Origin of the sequence: Halobaculum sp. D14, assembly GCF_051195135.1 — an archaeon.
In the GTDB taxonomy this organism is placed as follows: domain Archaea; phylum Halobacteriota; class Halobacteria; order Halobacteriales; family Haloferacaceae; genus JBNTKA01.
The window spans coordinates 38055-62938 of record NZ_JBNTKA010000003.1 but is presented as its reverse complement, the minus strand read 5'-3'; the positions used below and the strand labels follow the sequence as shown (position 1 = coordinate 62938).

Annotated in this window: 23 protein-coding genes; 5 read left to right on the top strand and 18 right to left on the bottom strand. The window is 71.1% G+C overall.

Annotation, left to right across the window (positions count from 1 at the left end; genetic code table 11):
* Positions 1–70: 70 nt before the first annotated feature.
* The 8 genes from ACQUST_RS11185 to dapA form a co-directional block, all read right to left on the bottom strand.
* Positions 71–424 carry a helix-turn-helix transcriptional regulator gene (locus tag ACQUST_RS11185; protein WP_435128300.1) on the bottom strand — a complete coding sequence of 118 codons (354 nt, stop codon included), beginning with the start codon at positions 422–424 and terminating at the stop codon, positions 71–73.
* Positions 425–545: 121 nt separating this feature from the next.
* Positions 546–1277 carry an NRDE family protein gene (locus ACQUST_RS11180; RefSeq protein WP_435128297.1) on the bottom strand — a complete coding sequence of 244 codons (732 nt, stop codon included), beginning with the start codon at positions 1275–1277 and terminating at the stop codon, positions 546–548.
* 84 nt (positions 1278–1361) lie between these two features.
* Positions 1362–2594 carry a M20/M25/M40 family metallo-hydrolase gene (locus tag ACQUST_RS11175; RefSeq protein WP_435128294.1) on the bottom strand — a complete coding sequence of 411 codons (1233 nt, stop codon included), beginning with the start codon at positions 2592–2594 and terminating at the stop codon, positions 1362–1364.
* Positions 2591–3451, bottom strand: a complete 861-nt coding sequence (dapF, locus tag ACQUST_RS11170) for a diaminopimelate epimerase (RefSeq protein ID WP_435128291.1) — start codon at positions 3449–3451, stop codon at positions 2591–2593. Before dapF ends, ACQUST_RS11175 begins: the two co-directional genes overlap by 4 nt.
* Positions 3448–4776: a diaminopimelate decarboxylase gene (gene lysA / locus ACQUST_RS11165; RefSeq protein WP_435128288.1), complete on the bottom strand. Its 1329-nt coding sequence runs from the start codon at positions 4774–4776 to the stop codon at positions 3448–3450. Before lysA ends, dapF begins: the two co-directional genes overlap by 4 nt.
* Positions 4773–5612 (bottom strand): 2,3,4,5-tetrahydropyridine-2,6-dicarboxylate N-succinyltransferase, encoded by an 840-nt coding sequence (locus ACQUST_RS11160; RefSeq protein WP_435128285.1) that lies wholly within the window; start codon positions 5610–5612, stop codon positions 4773–4775. The genes lysA and ACQUST_RS11160 overlap by 4 nt, the downstream gene beginning before the upstream one ends.
* The gene (gene dapB, locus ACQUST_RS11155; RefSeq protein ID WP_435128282.1) at positions 5609–6388 is read right to left on the bottom strand and encodes a 4-hydroxy-tetrahydrodipicolinate reductase; all 780 of its coding nucleotides are present in this window, start codon (positions 6386–6388) and stop codon (positions 5609–5611) included. The genes ACQUST_RS11160 and dapB overlap by 4 nt, the downstream gene beginning before the upstream one ends.
* Positions 6385–7299: a 4-hydroxy-tetrahydrodipicolinate synthase gene (gene dapA, locus ACQUST_RS11150; RefSeq protein WP_435128280.1), complete on the bottom strand. Its 915-nt coding sequence runs from the start codon at positions 7297–7299 to the stop codon at positions 6385–6387. Before dapA ends, dapB begins: the two co-directional genes overlap by 4 nt.
* A 312-nt stretch (positions 7300–7611) precedes the next feature.
* Here dapA and ACQUST_RS11145 point away from each other — a divergent pair, with 312 nt between their 5' ends.
* The gene (locus tag ACQUST_RS11145; RefSeq protein ID WP_435128277.1) at positions 7612–8907 is read left to right on the top strand and encodes a 5'-deoxyadenosine deaminase; all 1296 of its coding nucleotides are present in this window, start codon (positions 7612–7614) and stop codon (positions 8905–8907) included.
* 111 nt (positions 8908–9018) lie between these two features.
* Positions 9019–10443 carry an MATE family efflux transporter gene (locus tag ACQUST_RS11140; protein ID WP_435128274.1) on the top strand — a complete coding sequence of 475 codons (1425 nt, stop codon included), beginning with the start codon at positions 9019–9021 and terminating at the stop codon, positions 10441–10443.
* A gap of 88 nt (positions 10444–10531) precedes the next feature.
* On the opposite strand, the gene ACQUST_RS11135 is transcribed toward ACQUST_RS11140, so the two are convergent.
* From ACQUST_RS11135 to ACQUST_RS11120, 4 genes are all read right to left on the bottom strand, one after another.
* Positions 10532–11488, bottom strand: coding sequence for an AEC family transporter (locus tag ACQUST_RS11135; protein WP_435128271.1), 957 nt, complete (start codon positions 11486–11488; stop codon positions 10532–10534).
* A 123-nt stretch (positions 11489–11611) separates the two neighbouring features.
* Complete coding sequence (locus ACQUST_RS11130) at positions 11612–12313, bottom strand: phosphoribosyltransferase (RefSeq protein ID WP_435128269.1); 702 nt, start codon at positions 12311–12313, stop codon at positions 11612–11614.
* A gap of 142 nt (positions 12314–12455) precedes the next feature.
* The gene (locus ACQUST_RS11125) at positions 12456–13106 is read right to left on the bottom strand and encodes a DUF7504 family protein (RefSeq protein WP_435128267.1); all 651 of its coding nucleotides are present in this window, start codon (positions 13104–13106) and stop codon (positions 12456–12458) included.
* Positions 13099–14031, bottom strand: a complete 933-nt coding sequence (locus ACQUST_RS11120; RefSeq protein ID WP_435128265.1) for a GAF domain-containing protein — start codon at positions 14029–14031, stop codon at positions 13099–13101. The genes ACQUST_RS11125 and ACQUST_RS11120 overlap by 8 nt, the downstream gene beginning before the upstream one ends.
* A 413-nt stretch (positions 14032–14444) precedes the next feature.
* Between ACQUST_RS11120 and mtnP the strand changes: the two genes are divergently transcribed.
* Entirely contained in the window at positions 14445–15302 is an 858-nt protein-coding gene (gene mtnP, locus ACQUST_RS11115) for an S-methyl-5'-thioadenosine phosphorylase (RefSeq protein ID WP_435128264.1), read from the top strand.
* A gap of 20 nt (positions 15303–15322) precedes the next feature.
* On the opposite strand, the gene ACQUST_RS11110 is transcribed toward mtnP, so the two are convergent.
* The 3 genes from ACQUST_RS11110 to ACQUST_RS11100 are packed head-to-tail and all read right to left on the bottom strand — an operon-like array spanning position 15323 to position 20149.
* On the bottom strand, positions 15323–16174 hold the full coding sequence (locus tag ACQUST_RS11110; protein ID WP_435128263.1) for a segregation/condensation protein A: 852 nt from the start codon (positions 16172–16174) through the stop codon (positions 15323–15325).
* On the bottom strand, positions 16167–19766 hold the full coding sequence (smc, locus tag ACQUST_RS11105; protein ID WP_435128261.1) for a chromosome segregation protein SMC: 3600 nt from the start codon (positions 19764–19766) through the stop codon (positions 16167–16169). The genes ACQUST_RS11110 and smc overlap by 8 nt, the downstream gene beginning before the upstream one ends.
* Positions 19767–19807: 41 nt before the next feature.
* Positions 19808–20149, bottom strand: coding sequence for a DUF7518 family protein (locus tag ACQUST_RS11100; RefSeq protein WP_435128260.1), 342 nt, complete (start codon positions 20147–20149; stop codon positions 19808–19810).
* Between the two features lie 241 nt (positions 20150–20390).
* Between ACQUST_RS11100 and ACQUST_RS11095 the strand changes: the two genes are divergently transcribed.
* Together ACQUST_RS11095 and ACQUST_RS11090 are read left to right on the top strand one after the other, a co-directional pair.
* On the top strand, positions 20391–21314 hold the full coding sequence (locus ACQUST_RS11095; protein WP_435129337.1) for a presenilin family intramembrane aspartyl protease PSH: 924 nt from the start codon (positions 20391–20393) through the stop codon (positions 21312–21314).
* On the top strand, positions 21311–22225 hold the full coding sequence (locus tag ACQUST_RS11090) for a presenilin family intramembrane aspartyl protease PSH (RefSeq protein WP_435128259.1): 915 nt from the start codon (positions 21311–21313) through the stop codon (positions 22223–22225). The genes ACQUST_RS11095 and ACQUST_RS11090 overlap by 4 nt, the downstream gene beginning before the upstream one ends.
* Positions 22226–22273: 48 nt before the next feature.
* On the opposite strand, the gene ACQUST_RS11085 is transcribed toward ACQUST_RS11090, so the two are convergent.
* The 3 genes from ACQUST_RS11085 to ACQUST_RS11075 all read right to left on the bottom strand — a co-directional run bounded on the left by ACQUST_RS11085 (position 22274) and on the right by ACQUST_RS11075 (position 24740).
* Positions 22274–22747 carry a PUA domain-containing protein gene (locus ACQUST_RS11085; protein ID WP_435128257.1) on the bottom strand — a complete coding sequence of 158 codons (474 nt, stop codon included), beginning with the start codon at positions 22745–22747 and terminating at the stop codon, positions 22274–22276.
* Positions 22744–23241 (bottom strand): NYN domain-containing protein, encoded by a 498-nt coding sequence (locus tag ACQUST_RS11080; RefSeq protein WP_435128255.1) that lies wholly within the window; start codon positions 23239–23241, stop codon positions 22744–22746. The genes ACQUST_RS11085 and ACQUST_RS11080 overlap by 4 nt, the downstream gene beginning before the upstream one ends.
* 104 nt (positions 23242–23345) lie before the next feature.
* Entirely contained in the window at positions 23346–24740 is a 1395-nt protein-coding gene (locus ACQUST_RS11075; RefSeq protein WP_435128253.1) for an NAD-dependent succinate-semialdehyde dehydrogenase, read from the bottom strand.
* Positions 24741–24884 lie beyond the last annotated feature (144 nt).

The window sequence follows — 24884 nt, the reverse complement described above, 5'->3', positions numbered from 1 at the left end:
GCTCGTGAAAACGGTGGCGTCGCGGCGTTCCGACGCGGCGACTCTCTACGACCGACGGTCTCGACGCCCGTCAGTACTCCTCGTACGCGAGGTTCATCAGCCACTGCGTGAACGCGTCGCCGTTCGGGTCGATCTCCTCCTCGCCGATGAACGGCGACAGCATGTCGCCGGCCATCAGCAGCGAGAAGTCGAGGTCCGCGGCGGTCGGTTCGAGGTAGTACGTGTTGTGGCCGCTGTAGACGGCTTCTTCGCGTTCGATGAGGCCGAGGTCCGAGAGCTTCTCCGCGATGCGGCTCCCCTTCCGGGAGGAGACGTCAAGCTCCTTCCAGAAGTCGCTCTGGTGGATTCCGCCGGACTCGCGGACGAGTTCGAGCCCCGCGCGCTCGTCCTCCGACAGCTCGGCTTCGACGTCGACGGCGCTCATACCGTCACGTTCTCGCGCCCCCCGTTTAACCTTGGCTTTCCTGAAACGGCGACGACGACGACGATGACGCGCGACGACGATTCCCGGGGCGGGTTCCGGCGGCGCCCGAGCGGGCCGTCGGTCACTCGTCGTAGACGACTTCGTACGGCGTCTCGCAGGGCGGCCCGGCGGCGTACTCGTAGCGCCGGCTCCCGTCGGCGCCGAGCAGCAGCAGCGACGACGAGACGGTGCCGTAGCCGTCGCCGTGGACGCAGACGCCGAACTCGTGGTCGCCGAGCGCGTCGCCGGCGCGGCGCAGCCACGACGACGCCGACTCGTCCGGGCGGACCTGGAGGTGGTCGCGGAGCCGCCGGGCGTTCGCCGCCTGCTCCGGGCCGACGTCGGGCCGGTCCGGCGGTTCGACGAAAGCGCCGTCGGCGCCGACGTTGACGACGACGTGGACGCCGGGCTCGAACGGCGTCACGCTGAGGTGGCCGTCCCACTCGAGCAGCAGCGCGGCGTCCGCGTCGGCGACGACGAGGTTGAAGCCGTCGTACTCGTGGTCGCGGCACCGCGACTCGACGAGCCTCGCGGCCGCCTCCGCCGACTCGGCGTGCAGGCAGTCGTCGACGAGGAGGCCGCGGGAGCGCTCGCCGGCGAGCCCCTCCACCCATCGGTTCGTGACGCCGACGAACAGGCCGTCGCGGGTCGCCCCCATCCAGGTGCCGCCGGCTTCGGCGTCCCGCGGCGCCACGATTCCCTCGTCGCGTTCCGCCGGCGGTTCGGCGGGCCGGTCGACGGCCTCGTCGCGGTTCGCGGCGACGACGACCGGCGCGTCTCGGAACGTCCGCCACGCGATGGTGAGCGTGCACATGGGGCGCGGTTCGGCCCGGCCCGTGAAAGCGACGGTGGTCCCGGCACCGCCGCCGGCGGACGGGCAGGCGCGCGAGAAAACCGGTCAGTCGAGCAGGTCGCCGACGGCGTCCGTGGCGGCCGCGGCGGCCGTCCGGACGCGCGAGAGCCTGACGTATTCGCGGTCGGCGTGCGCCACCGCGCCGTCGTCGTCGGCGACGTGACCGGGGCCGAACACGACCGTCGGAGCGGGCGAGAAGTACGACGCCTCGGTCGCCGCCCCGAACGGCCTGACGTCGCCGTCGGCGCTCGGCTCGGCGCCGTCCGACCGTTCTGCATCTCCGTGCCCCGAATCCGCCTGTTCCGCGTCCGACCGCTCGGCCTCGACTGCCCCCGCGGCCGCGGCGGCGTCCGCGAAGGTCCGGACGAGTTCGTGGTCCGGGTCGGTGTCGAACGCTTCGAGGAACGGCGTGGACCGCTCGGTCAGGTCGAACGAGACGCCGACGTCGTCCGGGACGGCGCCGCGGACCGCGGCCGCCAGTTCCGCGCGGAACTCCTCGGCGGTCTCCGGCGGGACGGAGCGCCGGTCGAGCGTCAGCGTCGCCGTCGCGGGCACCTGATTCGTGGCTTCGCCGCCGCCGGCGCCCGTGGCGACGAGCGTCGGCGGGCCGAGCCGCGGATGCGGGTCGCGGTCCGCGTCGAACCCGCGAATCGCGCCGAGCGCCCCTTCGAGCGCCGCGACGGCGTTGACGCCGGCGTCCGGTTCGGCGGCGTGGGCGGCGCTCCCGGTGAGCGTGAGCGTCCCCTCGAACCGGCCGCGGGCGGCGGTGCAGACGTCGCAGTCCGTCGGCTCGCCGACGACGAACAGGTCGCCGTCGACCGGGTCGACGCCGCCGGTGCCGCGGACGAGCGCGTCCGCGCCGGTGGACAGCGTCTCCTCGTCGGGCGTCACCGCGAGCGTCAGCCGGCCGCGGGTCGGCGTCGTCGCGAGGAAGGCGGCGAGCAGCGCGGCGAGCGGGCCTTTCGCGTCGCAGGCGCCGCGGCCGCGGAGCACGTCGCCGTCGCGGTCGGCCGGGACGTGCGGCGGCACCGTGTCGATGTGCGTGTTCAACACGAGGTGCGGGCCGTCGGCGTCGCCCGATTTCGTCGCGCGGACGTTGCCGGCGGCGTCGACGCGGACGGACTCGCCGTGCCGGTCGAGCGTCTCCACGAGCAGGTCCCGCATCGCGTCGACGGACTCGTGCGACTCGGTTCGGACCGCGGCGTCGAGGAACTCCACCGGGTCGAAGTCGGCGTCCGCGTCAGCGTCCGCGTCCGCGTCGGCGTTGGCGCCGGTCATGGGTCTGTCGGGAGTTCGCCGTCGAACTCGTGTTCGGCGGGGCCGACGAGGACCGCCGGGCCGTCGGCCGGAAGTTCGACGCCGAGGTCGCCGCCGGGCGGCGACACGGTGAGTTCGGCGCGGTCGGTGTGGCCGAGGCGCCGCGCGGCCGCCGCGACGGCGACCGCGCCGGTGCCGCAGGCGCGCGTCTCGCCTTCGACGCCGCGTTCGTAGGTGCGCTGCCGGAACCGGCCGTCGTCGACGCGGTGGGCGAGCGTGACGTTCGCGCCCTCCGGGAACACGTCGGCGTGCCTGACCGGCGGGGCGGCCGCGTCGAGGTCGACGCCGTCGACGTCGTCGACGAACGCGACGGCGTGCGGGACGCCGGTGTCGACGGCGGTGACGGTGAGGCCCTCGACGGACTCCTCGACGAGCGGGTCCGTGCGGTCGGCGGCGAGCGGGACGTCGGCCGGCGCGAACGACGGCCGGCCCATCTCGACGCGGACCTCGTCGCCGTCGACGACGGTCCGCCTGCTGCCGGCGGGCGTGTCCAGCATGAACTCGGCGGCGCCGGTGCGGTCGGCCGCCCAGCGCGCGGCGCAGCGGGCGCCGTTCCCGCACATCTCGGCGACGGAGCCGTCGGGCTGGACCAGCGTCATGACGACGCGGGCGGGCGAGAACTGCTGGTCGAGCGTCAAGAACAGGACGCCATCGGCGCCGCGTCGGCCGTCGCCGACGTCGACGCCGGTGTCGCGGTCGCAGTGGGCGGCGGCGAACGCGCCGCGGTCTGACACCGGGGCGTGGCCGTCGACGACGAGGAAGTCGTTGTCGGTGCCGTGGTACTTCTCGAACGCGACGGTGGTGGCTGCGTCTGTCATCGGTCCTCCGGGGTGACTTCGAGGCGGGTGAGGTCGGCGAGCGGTTCGCGGCGCCGCAGCGGTTCGCCGTCGAGGCTGACCTCGGCGGGCCGCGGCCGCGAGTTGTACGTCGACGCCATCTCGTAGCCGTACGCGCCGGCGTTGCCGACGGTGAGCAGGTCGCCGCGCTCGGCGGCGGGCAGCGGCCGGCCCTCGCAGAACACGTCGCCGGACTCGCAGATGGGGCCGGCGACCGTCGTCGGCGCCGCGTCGCGGTCGGCGGCGTCGGCGGCGAGCGACCGAATCGGGTGGTGGGCGTCGTACATCGCGGGCCGGAGCAGCGTCGTCATGCCGGCGTCGACGCCGGCGACGACCTCGTCGGCGTCGGCGCCCGCCGGCTTCACCGTGTTCACCGCGGTGAGCAGGACGGCGGCGTCGGCGACGAGGTACCGGCCGGGTTCGACAGCGAGGTCGGCGTCGACGTCGCCGAGGGCGTCGCGGGTCGCCGCCGCGACGGCGGCGAGGTCCAGCGGCGCGTCCGCGTCGCGGTACGGGACGCCGAAGCCGCCGCCGACGTTCACGTACTCCAGTCCGTCACCGTCGGCGTCGCCGGCGGCGTCGCGCGCGATGTCGCCGACGCGGGAGACGAACTCCCGGTGGGCCGCGAGGTCGTCGGCGCCGTGGATGCCGGAGCCGGCGTGCGCGTGGACGCCGACGAACTCGAAGTCGGCGCGGGCGGCGGCGACGACGTCGTCGACGCGGTCGACGGGGACGCCGAACTTCGCGGCGGCGCCGGTCCGCACCTTCTCGTGGTGGCCGGCGCCCACGCCGGGGTTGACGCGGACGCAGACGCGGCCGTCGTAGCCGCGTTCGGCGAGGCGGTCGAGCGTGTCCGCGGCGCCGACCGTGACGGTCAGGCCGGGGTCGTCGCGCCACCAGTCGACGAAGCCGTCGAGGTCGCGCGCCGGCGGATTCACGGCGGTGTAGTCGACGCGGTCGCCGGGGAAGCCGGCGTCGAGCGCGCGGCGCACCTCGCCGGCGGAGGCGCACTCGGCGCCGAAGCCGGCGTCGCGGACCGCGTCGAGGACGGCGCGGCCGGTGTGCGCCTTCACGGCGTACCGGACGTCGGCGTCCGGGAACGCGGCGCGGAACCGGGTGCAGTTCTCCGCGACGCGGTCGAGGTCCGTGACGTACAGCGGCGTGCCGTGCTGCTCTGCGAGGTCGCGGAGCCGCGCGGCGTCCCAGTCGCCGACGCGGCGCACCGGCGGGTTCGGCGCGGCGACCGCTTCGGCGTCGGCGGCACCGGCCTCCTGGTCGGCGTCGACGCCGGCGGACTCGTCGGTCATTCGCGGAGCGCGTCCTCGCGCTGGGTCGCTTCGAGCGTCTGCTCTTCGACGTGGGTGGCGACGACCGCCGGCTTGTACGCGCCGCCGTCGAACAGGTCGTGGTCGGAGACGCTGGACTCGACCATCCGGGCGAACGCGCGGCGGTTCTCCGGGAGGTGGCCGTAGATAATCTCCTCCTCGACGAGGTCGTACACCGGGATGCGGGGCGTGAGCAGCGTGTTCTCGCCGACGACGCTGTTCGCGCCGACGCGGAACCCGGAGGTGACGCGGCAGCCGGCGCCGAGCGAGACGCCGTCTTCGACGACGACCGGCGCGTCCTCGACGGGTTCGAGGACGCCGCCGATGAGCGTGTTCGCGCCGAGTTTCACGTCGCTGCCGAGCTGGGCGCACGACCCGACGGTGTCACAGGAGTCGACGAGCGTGCCGTCGCCGACGTACGCGCCGACGTTGACGAACGACGGGCTCATCATGATGGCGTCGGCGCCGAGGTGCGCGCCGCGGCGCAGCACGGTTCCGTCGGGCGTGTTCCGGGCGCCGTTGTCGGCGAGGCCGGACGTGTCCCGCAGCGGCAGCACGTCGTGGTAGCCGACGTCGCCGTACTCGCGGCGGTGCGTCTCGCGCAGCCCGAAGTTGAGGAGGACGCCGCGTTTCACCCACTCGTTGGCCGCCCACGTGGTGACGTCGTCGCCGGTCTTCTCGGCGGCGCGCACCGACCCGGCTTCGAGTTCGTCGAGGAACTCGTCGAGGACGGCGAGGTCCGTGTCGTCGGCGTCGGCAGCGGTCAGTCCGTCGTCGTAGCGGTTCCACAGGTCGTCGATGTCGGATTCCAGGCTCATTCGAGTACCTCCGAGAAGTCGTAGGCGCCGGCGTCGCGGCCGGCGAGCCACGCGGCGGCGTCGAGCGCGCCGGCGGCGAAGACGCGCCGGGAGCCGGCGCGGTGGGTCAGTTCGAGGACGTTCTCGTCGCCCGCGAGCAGTACCTCGTGTTCGCCGGCGACGTCGCCGGCGCGGCGCGCGTGCACGCCGATTTCGCCGTCGGTCCGCGGCGCGTCGCCCTCGCGGCCGTGGACGCGGTCGGTGAGGTCGTCGCGTTCGGCTTCGACGTCGTCGAGGAGCGTGAGCGCGGTGCCGCTCGGCGCGTCGCGCTTCCCGTTGTGGTGCGTCTCGGTCACCTCGACGTCGTAGCCGGGGAGCGCGCCGACGGCGGCGCGGACGGCGCGGCGGAGCGCCGCGACGCCGCGGGAGAAGTTCGACGCGCGCAGCACCGGCGTCTCGTCGGCGGCGTCGGCGAGCCGGTCGAGCTGGTCGTCGTCGAACCCGGTGGTGCCGACGACGGCCGCGACGCCGGCGTCTGCGGCGGCCGCGACGTACTCGACGCTCGACGCCGGCACCGTGAAGTCGACGAGGACGTCCGGCTCGCGGGCGGCGAGCAGCGACGGGAGGTCCGCCGCGTCCGCGACGTCGACGCCCGCGACTGCGCCGTCGACGGCCGACGGGGTGCGCGTCACCGCGGCGGCGACGTCGACGTCGTCGCGGTCGGCGGCCGCCTCGATGACCTCTCGGCCCATGCGGCCGGTCGCGCCGGTGACGGCGACGCTGACTGCCCCGGTCATGCGTCGGCGTCCGCGACCGGTCGGTCTCGGAGGTCGGCGAGCACCGATTCGAGGACGTCGCGCGTCTCGTCGGTGGCGCGGGTGAGCGGCTGCCGGAGTTCGGCCGGGCCGTAGCCGCGTATCTCCATCGCCTCCTTGATCGGAATCGGGTTGGTTTCGCGGAACGCGGCGCGCATCAGCGGGCCGAGTTCGTGGTGGACCGCGCGGGCGCCGGCGAAGTCGCCGTCGAGCGCGCGGTGGACGAGCGCGTGCGTCCGCTCGGGTTCGACGTTCGCGACGACGCTGATGGTGCCGGTGGCGCCGACGCTCATGATGGGGAGCGTCATCGGGCCGTCGCCGGAGAGCACGTCGAACGTCTCCTCGCGGGTGCGCTCGACGAGTTCGGAGATGCGGCCGACGTCGCCCGACGCCGCCTTGTACCCCTGGATGTTCGGGTGTTCCGCCAGTTCGACGACCGTGTCGAGGTCGAGGTTCGACCCGGTGCGCGACGGGACGTTGTAGACGACCTGCGGCAGGTCGACGGCGTCCGCGACGGCGGTGTAGTGTTCGTACTGCCCCTGCGGCTCGGGCTTGTTGTAGTACGGCGAGATGAGCAGCAGGCCGTCGGCGCCGGCCTCCTCGGCGCGCTCGGAGAGCCACACGGCCTCCCGCGTCGAGTTCGAGCCGGAGCCCGCGATGACGTCGACGTCGACGGCGTCGACGACGGTCTCGACGACCTCGGCGTGTTCGTCGTGGGTGAGCGTCGCGGACTCGCCGGTGGAGCCGACCGGGACGAGGCCGTCGACGCCGGCGGCTTCGAGCCGGCGGGCGTCCGCGGCGAGCTGTTCGTGGTCGACTTCGTCTGTACCGTCGGTGAACGGGGTCGTCATCGCCGGGTAGACGCCGGCGAACGTGTCGTGGTCGATGGACATTCGGTGTGGGTTCGTCTGTAGTGTCTCGGGTGAGTGGTGAGCGCGCGTCGCTTCGGGCAAGAATCGCCCACGACGGGGGTGCCACTCCCGCCGAAAGCGTCAGTTACGCGCGTTTCGGTTTCGAGCGGCGGAGAAGAGGAGACACGCCGAACTCACGGGCCGTGAGCGGCTGGCGCTGCGGCGCGTCTCGCATGGGCGTAGCAAACGCCCCGACCGGTAAATACGTTGCGCTGCTCCGGACGGACGCGACTGTCGCCGTTCGGCGAATGAACAGCTATTTCGGTCGGCGCGGCGGAACCGACTCGGGAACCAATGCTGCTCTCCGGGACGGTCATCGTCGACGCGGAAACGGTCATCGACGACGGCGCGGTCGTCGTCGACGGCGACACCATCGCTGCGGTCGGCGAGCGACGCGACCTCGTCGACCGCTTCCCGGGGCACGACCGCCGCGAGTTCGGCATCGTCGCGCCTGGCGTCGTCGGCGCGCACGTCCACTCCGTGCAGTCGCTTGGCCGCGGCATCGCCGACGACGCGTCGCTTCTCGACTGGCTGTTCGACCACGTCCTGCCGATGGAGGCCGGCCTCGGCGCGGAAGGGATGCGGCTCGCCGCCGAACTCGGCTACCTCGAATGCATCGAGTCCGGCGTCACCACCGTCGTCGACCACCTGTCGGTCGCGCACGCGGACGAGGCGTTCGACGCCGCCGTCGACCTCGGCATCCGCGCCCGGATGGGGAAGGTGCTGATGGACACCGAGTCCCCCGACGGCCTGCAGGAGGACACCGACGCCGGGCTCCGCGAGTCCGAGCGGCTCATCCGGGAGTACCACGGCGCCGCCGACGGCCGCATCCGCTACGCGCTGACGCCGCGGTTCGCCGTCTCCTGCACCGAGGCGTGTCTGCGCGGCTGCCGCGACCTCGCCGACGAGTACGACGGCGTCCGCATCCACACGCACGCCTCGGAGAACCGCGACGAAATTGCGGCCGTCGAGAAGGAGACCGGGATGCGGAACGTCCACTGGCTCGACGAGGTCGGCCTGACCGGCGAGGACGTCGTGCTCGCCCACTGCGTCCACACCGACGAGTCCGAACGCGAGGTGCTCGCCGACACCGGGACGAACGTCACGTACTGCCCGTCGTCGAACATGAAACTCGCCTCCGGCGTCGCGCCGATTCCGGACTACCTCGACCGCGGCATCACGGTCGCGCTCGGCAACGACGGCCCGCCCTGTAACAACACGCTCGACCCGTTCACGGAGATGCGGCAGGCGAGCCTCCTCCAGAAGGTCGACGCGCTCGACCCGCGGACGACGCCCGCCGAAACCGTCTTCGAGATGGCGACGCTGAACGGCGCCGAGGCCGCCGGGTTCGACCGGGTCGGCGCGCTCCGCGAGGGATGGACGGCGGACGTCGTCGGCGTCGACACCGACGTGACGCGCGCGACGCCGCTGCACGACCCGCTGAGCCACCTCGTCTTCGCCGCCCACGGCGACGACGTCGCGTTCACGATGGTCGACGGCGACGTCCTGTACGACGACGGCGAACTGCTGACCGCCGACGCCGACGACATCCGCAGACGCGCCCGCGAGTTCGACGTCCCCGGCGCCTGACGCTCTCCGTCGCCGAGTCCGGTCGGTCTCGGCTCGCCCTTCTCAGCCGGGCCGTGCGTCGCGGTATCACCTGTGAGGAGGGTTCAAGACGGGGTGACGCGTCTACTCGCCATGAGTTCCCCGCACTCCGGAGCCCGCGCCTCGGAGTTGACGGACGGCGACCTCCTCCGTCCGATGCTTCGCGTGGCGTGGCCGCTCGTGCTGATTCAGCTGCTCCAGGTGATGTACAACGTCGGCGACACGTTCTGGCTCGGCCGGCTCTCCGCGGACGCCGTCGGCGCGCTCTCGCTGGCGTTCCCCATCGTCTTCCTGTTCATCTCGGTCGGCGCCGGCTTCACCGCGGCCGGCGCGATTCTCGTCGCCCAGCACACCGGCGCCGGCGTCGACCGCGAGGCCGGCCGCATCGCCGGGACGACGCTCGGGTACGTCATGCTGGTGTCGCTAGTCATCGCCGCCGTCGGCTACGTCGCCGTCGAGCCACTGCTCGACCTGCTGCCCGCCGACGCCGCCACCGCCGCGAACGTCGTGCCGCTCGCCGCCGACTACATGCGGGTGTTCTTCCTCGCGACGCCGTTCCTGTTCGGCTTCTTCGTGTTCGTCTCGCTGATGCGCGGCTACGGCGACACCCGCGGCCCGCTCCGCGTCATGGTGGTGTCGGTGGCGCTGAACCTCGCGCTCGACCCGCTGCTCATCTTCGGCTACGGCCCGATTCCCGGCTTCGGCATCGAGGGCGCCGCGTGGGCGACGCTGTTCGCGCGGCTCGTCGCGACCGCCGTCGGCTGGTACGTCCTGTTCGGCACCGACCGCGGCCCCGCCGTCCGAGTCGGCGACCTCGTCCCGGACCTCGACATCGTCCGCGACGTCGTGAAACTCGGCGTGCCGTCGGCGCTCGAACAGTCGAGCACGTCGTTCGCATTCGTCGTCCTGACGGCGATGGTGTCGACGTTCCCGCCGGCCATCGTCGCCGCCTACGGCCTCGGGAACCGGCTCATCTCGCTGGCGTTCCTGCCGGCGATGGGGCTGTCGCAAGCCGTCAACACCGTCGTCGGGCAGAACCTCGGGGCGCACAAGCCCGACCGGGCGTGGCGCGCCGTCCGCGCCGCGTTGACGGTCGCCGTCGCCGTGATGATTCCGGTCAGCCTGCTCACCTGGCTGTTCCCGACCGCCATCGTCTCCGTGTTCCTCCCGCCGGACGCGCCGGACGCCGCGACCACCGTCGGCTACGCCACGTCGTACCTCGGCGTCGCCGCCGTCATGTTCGCGTTCACCGGCGTCTTCGAAATCGGCCGCGGGGCGCTCCGCGGCGCCGGCCGGACCACGTCGGCGCTCGCGTTCGCGTTCCTCGGGCTGTGGGGCGTCCGCGTCCCCGCGACGTACCTGCTGGTGTTCGAGTACGGCTGGGGAACCACCGGAATCTGGTGGGCCGTCGTCGCCGGCGACGTCGTCGGCGCGGTCGCCGTGCTCGCGTGGCTGCTCCACGGCACGTGGACGACCAGCATCGTCGACCCGGCGGAACACGCCCCCGCGGACGACTAGCTGGCCGGAGGCGGCGCCACAGCGGCCGTTCGCACCGGAGACGCCGGAGCCGACGGAGACGCCGAAGCCGACGGAGTCGCTCGGCGCCTCACAGAATCGCGCCGCTCTGGAGCAGCGAGATGAAGACCGTGAGCACCGGAAGCGACACGAGCGTCGACACCAGCACGACGGTGCTGACGTACTCAGGGACGGTGACGTCGCCGATGCGGAGGTCGTCGGCGAACTCGCCGACGAGAATCACCGGGGTCACGGCCGCCGGCATCGACGCTTCGAGCGCGAACACGCGGCCGACCTCCGGGTTCGAAAAGCCGATGACGGTCGCGATGCCGACGGCGACGACGGGCGCGACGCCCATCTTCAGCACCGTCGGCGTCGTCGCCTGCGAGAGCGCCGCGCCGTAGTCCGTCCGGGAGAGCTGGATGCCGAGGATGAGCAGCATCACCGGGATGGCGGAGTCGCCGACGAGCTGCAGCGTCGTCATCGCGGAGGTGCCGGTCGGCGGGACGACGCCGAGCCAGCGCGCGCCGAGCGCCGCCGGAACGGCCCACACAAGCGGAATCCGGACGACGCGCTTCACGCCCGCGAAGCCGCCGCTGCCGCCGGCACGCGAGGCGATGTAGACGCCGAGCGTGTAGACGAGCACCGAGTAAATCGCCATGAACAGCACCGCGACGGCGCGGCCCGTCGCCGGGAACGCGAACGCCGACAGCGGAATCCCGTAGTTGCCGCAGTTCGGGAACGTCGCGGCGAGCACCAGCGCGGAGAGCCGCGGTTCGTCGGCGCCGAGCAGCCGACCCACCGCCTCCGCGAGGACCGCCATCACGACGGTGTAGCCGACGATAGCCAACGCGAGATTCGCGATTGTTTCGCCGGAGAGCGACGCCGTCATCAGGCTGTGGAAGACGAGCGCCGGCGCGAGCACGTAGACGCAGATGGTGTTCAGCGGCCCCGGGTCGACGCCGCGAACGCGGCCGAGCAGGAACCCGATGGCCGCGACCGCGACGATGGGGAGGACAGCGCCGGCGAAGATGTCGAGCAGCGCCACAGCGGCGAATCACCGGCGTCGGTAAAGAGGGGTTCGGAACCGGCACGGCACCGACGAGACGAGACGACGCGGACCGGACGCTCGGCGCCACCGGCAGTCACGGGCTGCTCGGGCAGCGCGGCGTTACTCCTCGACGTCGATGAGCCGGTAGCCCTCCGGCGTCTGCCGGACGACGTCGCGCCGCTCCATCTCCGAGAGCACCTCGCCGAGCCGGCTCGGCTGAGCGATCTCCATCTCGATGCGGTTCACGTCGTGGTACTCCGCGAGGTAGTGCCGGATGTCGTCGCGCGTGAACGTCCGGTCGTCGGCGCGCTCCATCACGCCCGAGATGAGGTCGACCATGTCCTCGATGAAGTTCCACGGGTAGACGACCCACGTCCACTCCTCCAGCTGTTCGCCGACGTAGTCCGGGTCGAACTCCGAGGTCTGGAGCAGCTGCAGCGTCGCGGTCCGGATGTCGCCGGCGCCGCGCTCCTCCACGTACTCCTGGGCGCGCTTGATGGAGCCGCCGGTGTCGGCGATGTCGTCGATGATGAGGACGTCTTTGTCCTGCACGCTCCCCTCCGGCATCGGGTAGCGGACGGTCGGCTCGCCGGACTGCTGGGCTGCGCCGACGTAGTGCTCCATCTTCAGGCTCGTGAGGTCGTTCAGCCCGAGGAAGTCGCAGATGCATCGGCCCGCGAACCAGCCGCCGCGCGCCAGCGCGACGACGACGTCCGGCTCGAACTCGGCGGCCTTCACGTCGTTGCTCACCTGCCGGCAGAGGTCGTAGATGTACTCCCAGTTCGTGACGGTGCAGTCGAAGTCGTCCGGGAGGTCGCTCATTACGTAGTTCCTCGCGCCGGCCCCCCTAAAAGGGTTTACAGCCGCGCCTGAACGTGTGTTCAGGCTGTGGTGAACGCCGACCCCGGCTCGTCCGAGCGCCGGCGGCCGAATACCGCGGTTCAGGCGGTCGTCGCGGCCGCGGTCAGTCGGGGGTCGGGTCGAACGGCTGCCAGTCGCGCGGCTGCCCGGGGAGACCGCGGACGCGGAGTTCGGGGGCGTCGTCGGCGTCCCGCACCTGAATCCGGCCGGTGCAGAACTGCGAAATCGTGCTGACGGTGCGGTCGTCGTGGATGGCCGGGTCGATGAGGAACACGCCGATGCCGTCGACGGCGTCGATTCGGCCGACGAGCGTGTGGACGAACCGGGAGACGGTCTGGAGGTCGCCGAACGACAGCAGCGTCGACAGCGAGCAGAGCCCGGTCCGGACGCGGTCGAGCCCGGAGTGGTTGAACTCCCGGTAGACGTCCGAGTAGCGCATGCCGATGCCGGTGAGGTCCGACGGGCTGGCGACCGACAGCACCCGCGCCGGCGTCCGCTGGTCCGCCTGGCCGACGCAGTCGAGGATGGCGGTGCGGTCGGACGCGAGTTCGAGGCCGACGCGCCGGCAGTCCTCGCTGATTCGCCGCGCGCGCCGGTTCGTGGTGATGACGATGGCGCCCTGGTCGTCTCCGCCGGCGAGCATCCGCAGTGCGAGGTCGCGGGTGCCGACGTGCGTCGGCCCCTCGACGAGCACGGTCGAGCCGGGGCTGACCTCGGAGAGCGGCAGCCCCTCGAAGGAGTACGGGTCAGTCATCGGTCTCACCGACGAATTCGTCGAGTCGGCGGCGCAGTTCCAACTGCTCCATCGCCTCGTCCGCGAGCAGTTCGAGGAGTTCGCGGTCGCGCTCGGAGAACGCCCGCGGGTCGTCGTGGTAGACGCAGAACGTCCCGATTGGCTGGCCGCTCGGCGTCACGAGAGAGGCGCTGGCGTAAAACCGGATGTCGGCGGCGGCCAGCCCCTCGTTCCCGTCGAACCGCGGGTCGTCGGCGACGTCCTCGATGACCGTCACGTCGTCTTCGAGGATGGCGTAGGTGCAGACGGTGTCCTCGCGGTCGAGCGGGTCGAACGAGACGCCGTGACAGGAGAGGAAGCGCTGCTCGCGCTCGTCGACGAGTCCGACCGCGGCGGCGTTGACGCCGAACAGCGCCGTCGCGAGTTCGGTGAGCCGGCCGAGGGACGCGCTCAGCGCCGCCGGGTCGGCCGCGTACCGGTCGAGCGCCTCCAGCCGTGCCTCCTCGGTCTCCGGCAGCGGATAGGCGGTCTGCGCGCGGAACGCGAGGCTGTGTTCGACCAGGTCGACCAGGTCGTCGAGGGCGTCCGGGTCGTCCTTCGGGAGGTACTCCGCGACGACGTCGCTGAACGCGGCCGTGTCGACGTCGTCGAGCGGCGTCGAAGTGAAGAGGACGCAGGCGGCGTCGGCGGCGGCCGAGCGCGCCTCCGCGATGAGGTCGAGCCCCGTCCCGTCGGGCAGTTCGTACTCGGTGACGAGGCAGTCGACGTCGGCCTCGGGGTTGGTGTCGGCGGTAGCGTCGGCTCCGGCATCGACGTCGCCGTCTCCACCGAGCGCGGCGCGGGCCTCGGTGAGAGAGCCCGCGGCTCGAACGTCGAAGCCGGCGTCGCGGAGCCGCGCGCCGGCCTCCCGGCGCGCCGCCGAGTCAGGGTCAACGCAGAGTATCATGTCGAAGTCACCGCTTCGTTCGTAGTCGTCTCGGTTCCGGGATATACGTGACGGCGACGACCGTCGAGAATGGGGGAGAATCGCCGTGCGGCGCGCCGACTAATTTCCGCGACGAGCGCAGTGATATTTCGGGCGCCCAGCGGCCACGGCCGAGCCGAGGAGGCCGACGAGGAAGCCCGCGAGCACCAGCCAGACGCCGACGCGCGCCGGGAGTTCGACGACCGGTCGCAGTCGGAGGAACCCGCCCGTAGCCATCGTGAGCAGGCCAGCGATGGGCCATGTTGGTTCGTCCATCCCGCCGCATCCGACCGCCGCGAGCAATACGGTGCGAACCCGTGGAGAAGCGGGAGCCGGAGCGGCCGGTCGCAATCCACACGCTTTAGCGCCGCTCGGACGAACGGCCGAGCAGAACGATGACCATCGGCTTCATCGGCGGCAGCGGAATCTACGAGGCGCTGCCCCTGACGAACACGCGGACCGAGTCGGTGACGACGCCGTTCGGCGAGCCGTCCGCGCCGCTCGAAATCGGCGAGTTCGGCGACACCGGACGCGAAATCGTGTTCCTGCCGCGGCACGGCCCGGACCACCAGCGGTCGCCGACGGACCTGCCGTACAAGGCGAACATCTACGCGCTGAAGCAGGCCGGCGTCGAGTACGTGTTCGCGAGCAACGCCGTCGGGTCGCTCCGCGAGGACCTCGCACCGCAGACGCTCGTCGTCCCGGACCAGATTTACGACCGGACCAAGCTCCGTGACCTGTCGTACTTCGGCGACGGCGTCGTCGTCCACCAGCAGTTCACGCGGCCGTACAGCCCGAAGCTCGCAGAGCACCTCGCGGCGTCGGCGAAGGCGGCGACCGAGGGCGGCGTCGTCGACGAAGGCACGTACGTCTGCATCGAGGGGCCGCAGTACTCGACGCGCGCGGAGTCAGAGTTCTACCGCGAGCAGGGCTGGGACGTCGTCGGCATGACCGCGGTGCCGGAGGCGAAACTGGCGCGGGAAGCCGAGATGGCGTACGCCACCGTCGCCGGCGTCACCGACTACGACGTCTGGAAGCAGGACGCCGAGGTGTCGCTCGAGGAGGTGCTGGAGAACGCCGCGGCCAACGAGGAGGCCATCAAGAACACGGTCGAACACGCCATCCGGACGTTCCCGGACGGCCTGGAGTGTGAGGCGCACGGGTCGCTCGAAGGCACCATCAACACGCCGACGGAAGCGATTCCGGACGAGACCCGCGAGAAACTGGACCTGTTCATCGGCGACTACCTGTAGCCGGCCGACGGCGACCCGGGTCAGTCCGCGGTCGCCTCGTCGCCGACGGTGGGCGCGGAGCCGTCTTTCACCCACAGGTCGCCGAACAGGTCGTCCTGCTGCAGCCTGATTTCGCCGCGGTGTGCGAGGAACAGCAGCGCCAGGTACGTCATGACGGGGGTCTGCCCGGCGCCCCGAATCTCCCGGAACAGCACTTCGGTGCGGCCGCGGTCGTACTGCGGCCGGAGTTCGCCGCGGACGTCGTCGATGACGGCGTCGATGTCCTCCTCGTGGGTCGTGCCGGTGACGTCGTCCTCGCCGGGTTCCCCCTCGCGGCGCAGGTCGTCGGCGCCGTGGTACTCCAGCGTCTGCGTGCCGCGGGAGAAGCCGCGCGGCGACTCCGAGGTGTCGTACTCGCGGGACTCCTTCCACCACGAGCCGCGCTCCGCCTCCCGGAGTTCGCGGACGAGTTCGTCCAGCGTCTCCGGGGAGCCGCGGGTGGACTTGCGGTCCAGCCGGCGGTTCATCTCGTCTTCGAGCGCCGACACCGGGTCGAAGCCGTCGTCCGCCGGGGCGTCACCGGCCTCCATCGGGCCGTCGCGGAACGCCTCCTCCCACGGCTCCACCTCGTCGTCGTCTTCGTCGTCGTCGTCGCCGAGCATCGCGTCGGACTTCATGCGGAGCAGCACCGACGCGTAAAACAGCGCGCGGCCGCTTGTCCGCAGGTCGGTCGAGTCGAGCCGGTCGAGGAACGCGTCCGTCACCTCGACGACGTCGATGTCCCACGGGTCGATTTCGCCGTCCTCGGCGAGCTGGACGAGCAGCTCGACCGGCTCGACCTCGTCGTCGTCCGTCGCGTCCGCGGGGGCGACGTCGCCGGGCGCCTCAATCATCCGCGGACACCTCCGGCTCCGGCCCGGGCGTCTCGCCGTCCTCGCCGAGCTGGATGCCGGTGACGGCGGAGATGTTGTTCTCCTGCATCGTCACGCCGATGGCGCGCTCGGAGCGTTCGAGCAGCGCCGACCGGTGGCTGACGACGACGAACTGGGCGTCGCCGGCGAGTTCGTGCACCATCTCGCCGACGCGGTCCGCGTTGACGGCGTCGAGGAACGCGTCGACCTCGTCGAGCGCGTAAAACGGCGCCGGGTTGTGCCGCTGAATCGCGAAGATGAACGCGAGCGCAGTCAGCGACTTCTCGCCGCCGGACATCGCGTCGAGCCGCTGTACCGGCTTGTCCGCCGGCTGCGCCTTCATCGTCAGGCCGCCCTCGAACGGGTCGTCCGGGTCCTCGAGGACGAGTTCGCCGCTGCCGGCGGACAGCCGCTCGAAGATGTCGCGGAACTGCTCGTCGATGGCCTCGAAGGCGTCCATGAACGTCTGCTTTTTCTGCTTGTCGAACCGGTCGATGCGGTCTTCGATGGCGTCGCGCTCGTCCGCGAGGACGCTCCGGCGCTCCTGGAAGTCCTCCAGGTCGGCCTTCACGTCGTCGTACTCGTCGATGGCGAGCATGTTCACAGGTTCGAGCGCCTCCATCTCGGATTCGAGCCGCGAAATCTCCGATTCGACGGTGTCGTGGTCCGGGATGTCGTCGGCGTCGTAGTCGCCGACCTCCGCTTCGAGCTCTTCGATCTCCCACTCGAGCCGCTCGGCGGTCTCGCGGAGCGACTCGAGTTTCGACGCGACGCGGTCGACCTTCGCCTCCTGGTCGTCGCGCGCCGACTTCGCCTCGCGGAGCTCCTCCTTGACGGCTTCGCGGTCCTCTTTCAGGTCGGACAGCTCGTCTTCGAGCTCGGCGATGGCGTCCCGCTTCTCCTCCAGGGACGCCTCCTTGTCGGCGATGGCGTCCTCGAACTCCGCGATGCGTTCTTCGGCGTCCGCCTTCTTGTTCTGCGCCTCCTCGACGGTGTCGTGGAGGGCGTCGACGGCGTCCTCCGCGTACTGCTTTTCGAGCTGCAGCTCGTTCAGCTCGCCGTTGAGGTCGTCCATCCGGGTTTCGAGTTCGTCGATTTCCTCGCGGATCTCGTCGGCGCGGCTGGACAGCTCCGGGATCTTCGAGTCGGCCAGCTCCGCCTCGATGTCCGCGATTTCGGACTCCACCGACTCGATTTCGGATTCGTGCTCCGCGATGTCCTCGTCGAGCGCCGTCATCTCCTCGTCGACGGATTCGCGCTCGGCGCGGAGCTCCTCGAGCCGGTCTTCGAGCTCGCCGATGCGGTCTTGCTTCTCCTCTAACTTCTCCTCGGCGCGCGCGACGTCCGCCTCGATGTCGCGGACCTTGTCTGCGGCTTCGGAGGCGCGCGACCGCGCGTCGTCGAGGTCGCTCTCGACCGCGGAAATCTCGGTTTTCAGTTCCTGCCGGTCGTCCTCCAGTTCGTGAATCTCCTCGGCGACCCGCTCCAGTTTGCCCTTGCCGCTCTTGGAGAAGCTGTAGCGGGACCCGCCGCCGGAGCCGCCGGTCATGGCGCCGGACTTCTCGACGAGGTCGCCGTCGAGCGTCACCATCCGGTAGTCGCCCATGAACTGCCGCGCGGTCTGCATGTCCTCGACGACGAGCGTCGACCCGAGCACGTACGAGAAGATGGGGTCGTACTGCGCGTCGTAGTCGACGAGGTTCCGCGCGAAGTCGACGACGCCGGGGTCGTTCGGCTGCCGCGGCAGGCTCCGGTCGTCCATCTTCGTGATGGGGAGGAACGTGGCGCGGCCGGCGTTCCGCTGTTTCAGGTAGTCGATGCAGTCGGAGCCGACGCCGTCGTCGTCGACGACGACGTTCGCCAGCCGGCCGCCCGCCGCGGTCTCGCACGCCTTCGCGTACTCCGCGTCGACGGACGCGAGTTCGCCGACCGGGCCGTGGACGCCCGAGAACTCGGCGTTCGTGATGGTGGTGACGGCGCGCGGCCACGACGTGTCGCCCGACGAGTCCGCGCGCGCTTCGAGCTGTGAGTACTCCTGCTGTCTCTCCCGTATCTCCTCTTCGACGTCGTCGAGTTCGTCCTGCAGCTCCTTCTTTTCAGCCTGGAGGTCGTCGATGACGTCGTTTGCGGTCTGCTCGTTCTTCTGCGCCTTGTCGAGTTCGGAGTGCAGGTCGGAGATGCGGCGCTTCAGGTCCGGAATCGCCTCCTCCGCCTCCTGAATCTCGGCTTCGACCTCCGAAATCTCGTTCGACCGGCGGCGCGCGTCGTCGAGCAGCCGGTCCTTCTCGCGCTGCAGCTCGTTCTTGTCGGCCTTCAGCGACTCCAGCCGCTCTTTCTCGTCGGCGAGGTCGGATTTCAGCTCGTCGAACTCGGTGTCGGCGTTGTCGATTTCGGACTGAATCTCCGCGACCTCGGTCTGCTTCGAGGTGAGCGTCGACTTCAGGTTCGCCTTCTCCACCTTGATTTCGCGGATGTCGGCGTCGAGTTCGTCGATTTCCTCTTGCTTCCGGTCGATGGCGATGAACGCCTCGCGGCGCTCGGTTTCGGCCTCCTCGACGCGCTCCTCCTGGTTTTCGATCTTGCCTTCGAGCCGGGAGATGTCGCCTTTCACCTCCTCGATTTCCGACTTGATGGCGAGCTGTTCGTCCTCGCCTTTCCGCTCGATTTCGGCGTTCAGCTCGTCCAGTTCGGCGTCGAGGTCGTCGACCGCGGCCTGCCGCTCGTCCAGTTCGGCGCGCAGCGTTTCGAGCCGCTCGGACCGCTCGTCGAGCTCGTCGCGGGTGTCTGCGAGGTCCGACCGTTTCTCTTCGAGTTCGGCGGCCTGCAGGTAGCCCTCGTACTCCTGTTTCTCGTCGCGGAGCTCCTGGTACTGCAGCGCGGTTTCGCGCTCGTCCGAGAGCTGTTCGAGCCGCTCCTCTTTCTCCTCGATGCGGAGGTCGGCCTCGTCGATGCGGTCCTCGACGGTGTCGAGTTCGGCGAACGCGTCCTCTTTTTTCGCGTCGAACTCGGCGACGCCGGCGATTTCGTCGATGATTTCGCGGCGCTGCCCCGGCGTCATGTTGATGATTTCGGTGACGTCGCCCTGCATGACGACGTTGTACCCCTCCGGCGTGACGCCGGCCTGCGCGAGCAGGTCCTGGATGTCAGAGAGGTTGACCGACCGCTCGTTCAGGTAGTAGTACGAGTAGTAGTTGTCGTCTGTCTCCTTGACGCGGCGCCGAATCGAGATTTCGTCGACGTCGCCGACGTTGTCGGTGCCGGCGGCGTTGACGACCTGCGACCGGTCGAGTTTGCCGTCCGTGTTGTCGAGGATGACTTCGACGCTGGCCTCCCGCTCCCCGCCGCCGGCTGACTCGTCGCCGTCGTGGCCGGGGTTGTAGATGAGGTCGGTGAGTTTCTCTGCGCGGATGCCGCGCGTCCGCGCGAGGCCCAGCGCGAACAGCACGCCGTCGATGATGTTCGACTTCCCGGAGCCGTTCGGGCCGGTGATGACCGTGAAGTCCTCGTAAAACGGGATGCGGGTCTTCCGCCCGAAGCTCTTGAAGTTGTCCAGAACGAGTTCCTTGATGTGCATGAGTGGTGGCTGTGCGACGGTCGTCGCACGGGGAGGGCCGCTTACGCGACGATGATGTCGTCGGAGTCCTCGGCGTCGCCGTCGTCGCCGTCGTCGCCGTCAGCGTCGGCGTCCTCCTCGGAGCCGCCGCGGGCGGCGGTCTGCGCCGACCCTTCCGACTCGACCGGCCCGTCGTCGTCGGCGGCGGACTGCTCGGTCGCCGACTCGTTCGGCACGAACTCGGCGTGGCTGTCGCCCGACTCCGACCCGGACTCCTCGACGGTCGTCGCCGCTTCGAGCTGACTGATTCGCTCCTTCGTCTCGACGAGCTCCTCGGTCAGTCCGTCGACTGCTGCTTGCAGTTCGGCGACCTGCTTCTCGAGGTCCTCAACCCTGTTTCCCATACCCGGTTTGGCACGCTCCAGGCGTATAAACCCGCGTCAGACATCCGGATGACGCCCCACGAGCTCCCTATCGCCTGAATACGGCCGTTTCAGCCCGGAACGCTGCGCCGCACACCGCGGTTCGATAAACCGGATGCGACGATACGAAATGGGCCGACTACTGCGAAACCGGCCGGCGCGACTCGTCGACGCAGGGGGTGAACCACAACCACCAAACCCGGCGGCGACGAACCGCGAGGCGATGAACACCCGCGCGGCCCGCGGCGTCGCCATCGCCGCCGTCGTCTTCCTCGTCGTCCAGCTCGGCGCGGTTGCGCTCGTGCCGACGTTCGACGCGATGAACTACCAGACCGTCGAGAACCCGCAGAACCCGACGAACAGCGCCGTCTACCTCCTCGCGATTCTCGTCGTCACCGGGCTGATGCTGGCGGCGTTCAGGTTCGACCTCGACAACGTCGTCCGCGGCGTCATCCTGCTGTCCTCCGGGATGCTGTCGTGGTACGTGTTCTCCGTCTTCCTGCCCGGCGTCGGCGCCGTCGCGGCCTCCGCGGTCGTCGTCGCGGCGCTGTGGCTGTACCCGGAGTGGTACGTCATCGACGCCGCGGGCGCCATCATCGGCGCCGGCGCGGCCGGCCTGTTCGGCATCAGCTTCGGGCTGCTCCCCGCGGTGTTGCTGCTGTCGGTGCTCGCGGTGTACGACGCCATCTCAGTCTACGGCACCGAGCACATGCTGGACCTCGCGGAGGGCGTCCTCGAACTCAACATCCCGGTGGTGCTGGTGATTCCGCTGTCGCTGTCGTTCTCGCTGCTCGACCAGGACGACGTGACCGACGCGACGGAGGGCACCGACGAGGCGGACCGGGAGGTGTTCTTCATCGGCCTCGGTGACGCCGTCATGCCGGCCGTCATGGTCGCCTCCGCGGCGTTCTTCTCGCCGGCCCCGGCGCTCGGCGTCCCCGGTCTCCCCGCGATGGGGCTGCCGTCGCTGCTCGCCGTCGTCGGCACCTTCGCGGGGCTCGGCGTCCTCCTCCGGATGGTGCTGAAGGGGCGGCCGCACGCCGGACTGCCGCTGCTGAACGGCGGCGCCATCGGCGGCTACCTGCTCGGCTCGGTCGCGGTCGGCGTCCCGCTGGTGGAAGCGCTCGGGCTGGCGCCGTACCTGTGAGCCGTCTGCCCGGGGCGCTGGGCGGACCGCGCGTCCGCGGCGTCCTCGGAACCGCGGCGCTGTTCGGCGCCGTCCAGCTCCTCGCGGTGCTCGTCGCGCCGCGACTCGCGTCGTCCGGGCTCCGGTACGGCGACGGCGGCGACGCGCTGCTTCCGCTCGTGCTCGGCGTGGCGTTCGGCACCGCGCTGTCGCTCGCCGTCGCCCGGTTCGGCGTGAGTCGGCGCGCCGTCCGCGCGGTCATGGTGGCGTCCGTCGGCGCGGCGCTCTGGTTCGCGCTGTCCGCGTTCGTCGGCGACGTCGTCGGCGCGGTGCTGGCCGCGGCGGGCGTCGGCCTCGTCTGGTTCGTGCCGCGTCCGGCGGTCAGGAACGCCGTCGCCGTCGTCGCCGTCGCGGGCGCCGCGGGCCTGTTCGGCGCGAGTCTCGACCCGGCGTACGCGGCGGCCGCGCTCGTCGCCGTCGCTGCGTACGACGTCTACGCGGTGTACGGCTCGGGCCACATGGGGGCGATGGCGGACGCGGCCTCGGACCTCCGGCTCCCGTCGATGTTCGTGGTTCCGACGAGCGACGACTACGACGACGCGGCGTTCACCGTCGACGCCGGCGACCGGGACGGCGCGCCGGCACGCGCGCCCACCGCCGCGATTCTCGGCGCCGGCGACGCGCTGTTCCCGGCGCTTCTGACGTCGAGCGCCGCCGTCCACGGCGCCGCCGCCCTCGGCGATTGGTCGGTCGAAGCGGCGCCGTCCCTGGTGCCGGTGCTCCCCGCCCCGGCGGTCGGAGCGCTCGTCGGGTCGTTCGCCGGGTTCGCGGCGCTTCAGGTGCTCGTCCACCGACGGCGCGGCCTGCACGCGGGGCTCCCGTGGGTGAACGGCGGCGCCGTGGCCGGGTGGCTCGCCGCGCTGCTGCTCTGAGGCCGGGGCGACGCCGGACGCGTCGTCCGCGGGGACGACTCGGTCGTTTCAGTCGTCGGCGCCGTTTCGGACTTTCACGGCCATGCCGCTGTCGAAGTCGCGCATCCCGTCGGCGGAGAGTTCGGCGCGGCCGACCGCGAGCAGCGTGCCGTCCTCGTGGACGACGGCGACTTCGTCGGTCGGGCGGACGCGGTCGTCGACGGCGGAGACGAACTTCGCGAACACGTTCTTGCCGTCGCGGACGAACGGCGCGGACTCGTCGCCGACGACGACGCTGTACCCGGGGTGTTCGAGCGCGTCGCGGAGCCGGCGGCCGCCTTCGAGGCCGAGCGTGAACCGGCCGTCGGTGCCGTACGAGACGATGCGGCCGGCGTCACAGACGACCTGGCGGGGCCGGCCGCTGGTGGACCGGCGGACCTCGAGGTCGGTCGCCTCGGGCGGGAACAGCGCGTCGCCGACGCCGCGGCCGAACTGGTAGTCGGCGACGGTGCGGAGCGACGGGAGGCCTCGCGTCGAGCTCACAGCAGGAAGGTGTCTTCGCGCTCGCTCATGTCGATGAACGAGTCCGCGGCCTCCTTCAGTTCGCTGGCGGTCGACTCCTCGAAGCCGAGCACTTCGACGCGGACGCCCTCGTGTCTGAGGTGCGAGCAGAGCCGCGCGAAGTCGCCGTCGCCGGTGCACAGCACGACCGTGTCGACGTGGTCCGCGAGCGTCACCGCGTCGAGGCTCATCCCGAGGTCCCAGTCTGCCTTCTTCGAGCCGTCGCCGAACGTCTTGATGTCCTTGATCTTCGTCTCGAACCCGATGTCGCGAAGCGCCTCGAAGAACGACTGCTCGTCCGGCGAGTCCGCCCGGATGACGTACGCGATGGCGCGCGTCAGCGTCCGCTCCTGGACGCCCTTGTCGAGCATCGCCGAGTAGTCGATGTTCCGCGAGTAGACGCTCTGGGCCGAGTGATAGAGGTTCTGCGAGTCCGCGAGAACCGCGACCCGCTGGCCCGGATGAATCTCGGTCATTGTTCGTGCATGTGGGCTCCGCGATTTAGTCGTGTCGGGCGAGCGTCGACCGAATCCGCGCCCCGAATCGGCGACGAGAGACAGAGAACCGCAGGACTGCGCGGCTATTCGGAGCGCGAGGCCGCGTCGCCGTCGGCGTCTTGCACCCAGACGGTTTTCCGGTTCGTGAACTCGCGGATGCCGTCGCGGCCGAGTTCGCGGCCGTAGCCGGAGTCGCCGACGCCGCCGAACGGGAGCCGCGGGTCGGACTTCACGAGTTCGTTCACGAAGACGGCGCCGGCGTCGATGCGGCGGGCGAGCGCGCGGCCGCGGTCGCGGTCGGCGGTCCAGACGGAGGCGCCGAGGCCGAGGTCGGTGTCGTTCGCGAGCGCGACCGCCTCCGCCTCGTCGTCGACCTCAAAGACGGCGGCGACGGGGCCGAACACCTCCTCGACGGCCGCGGCGGCGTCGCGCGGCACGTCGGTGAGCACCGTCGGCGGGTAGTAGAAGCCGTCGCGGTCGAGCGGTTCGCCGCCGAGTTCGAGGGTCGCGCCGGCGTCGACGCTGCGCTCCACCTGGTCGTGGAGGTCCGCCATGAGGTCGGCGCGGGCCTGCGGGCCGACGTCGGTGTCCTCGTCGGTCGGGTCGCCGACGGTGAGCCCCGCGAGTTCGTCGACGAAGCGGTCGAGGAACTCGTCGTAGACGTCGGCGTGCACCACGAACCGCTTGGCCGCGATGCAGGACTGCCCTGAGTTGATGGTTCGCGCGCGGGCGCCGGTCCGTGCCGCGGCGGCGACGTCGGCGTCGTCGAGGACGACGAACGGGTCGCTGCCCCCGAGTTCGAGCACCGTCTTCTTGAGTTCGCGGCCGGCGGTCTCGGCGACGGCGCGGCCGGCCGGTTCGCTGCCCGTGAGCGTGACGGCGGCGACGCGGTCGTCGCGGATGACGTCCTCGGCGGTGTCGGCGTCGACGACGAGGCTCTGGAAGACGCCGTCGGGGTAGCCCGCCTCGGCGAACACGTCCTCGATGGCGCGGGCGCACCCGGGGACGTTCGAGGCGTGTTTCAGCAGGCCGACGTTGCCGGCGGTGAGGTGCGGCGCGGCGAACCGGAACACCTGCCAGAACGGGAAGTTCCACGGCATGACCGCGAGCACCGCACCGAGCGGTTCGTGCGCGACGAACGTCTCCGCGTCGGGCGGCCCGGGCTGGTGGTCGTCCTGGAGGTAGTCGGCAGCGTGTTCGGCGTAGTGGTCACAGACCCACGCGCACTTTTCGACCTCCGAGCGCGCGGCGTCGACGGGCTTCCCCATCTCGCGCGTCATCAGTTCGGCGTACTCGTCGGCGTTGTCGCGGAGCGCCTCCGCGGCGTTCGCGAGCAGCGACCGGCGCTCGTCGATGCCGCGGGCCGCCCACGACGGGAACGTCTCCGCCGCGTCCGTCAGCGCGGCCTCCACGTCGGCGTCGCTATCCGACGGCACCGGGTCGAGTTCGGCGCCGGTCGCAGGGTTGATTCGAGCCATGCCAGTGACCTACACACCCACTCACAAAAGCGGTTCGCGCACGGAGCCGTCGCGCCGAGGGCAGTTCGGCATCGAACCGCGAGACGGGGGCGCGAATCGGAGACACCACTGGCCCGTCAGCACCGTCGGCGGCGGTGGCCGCTG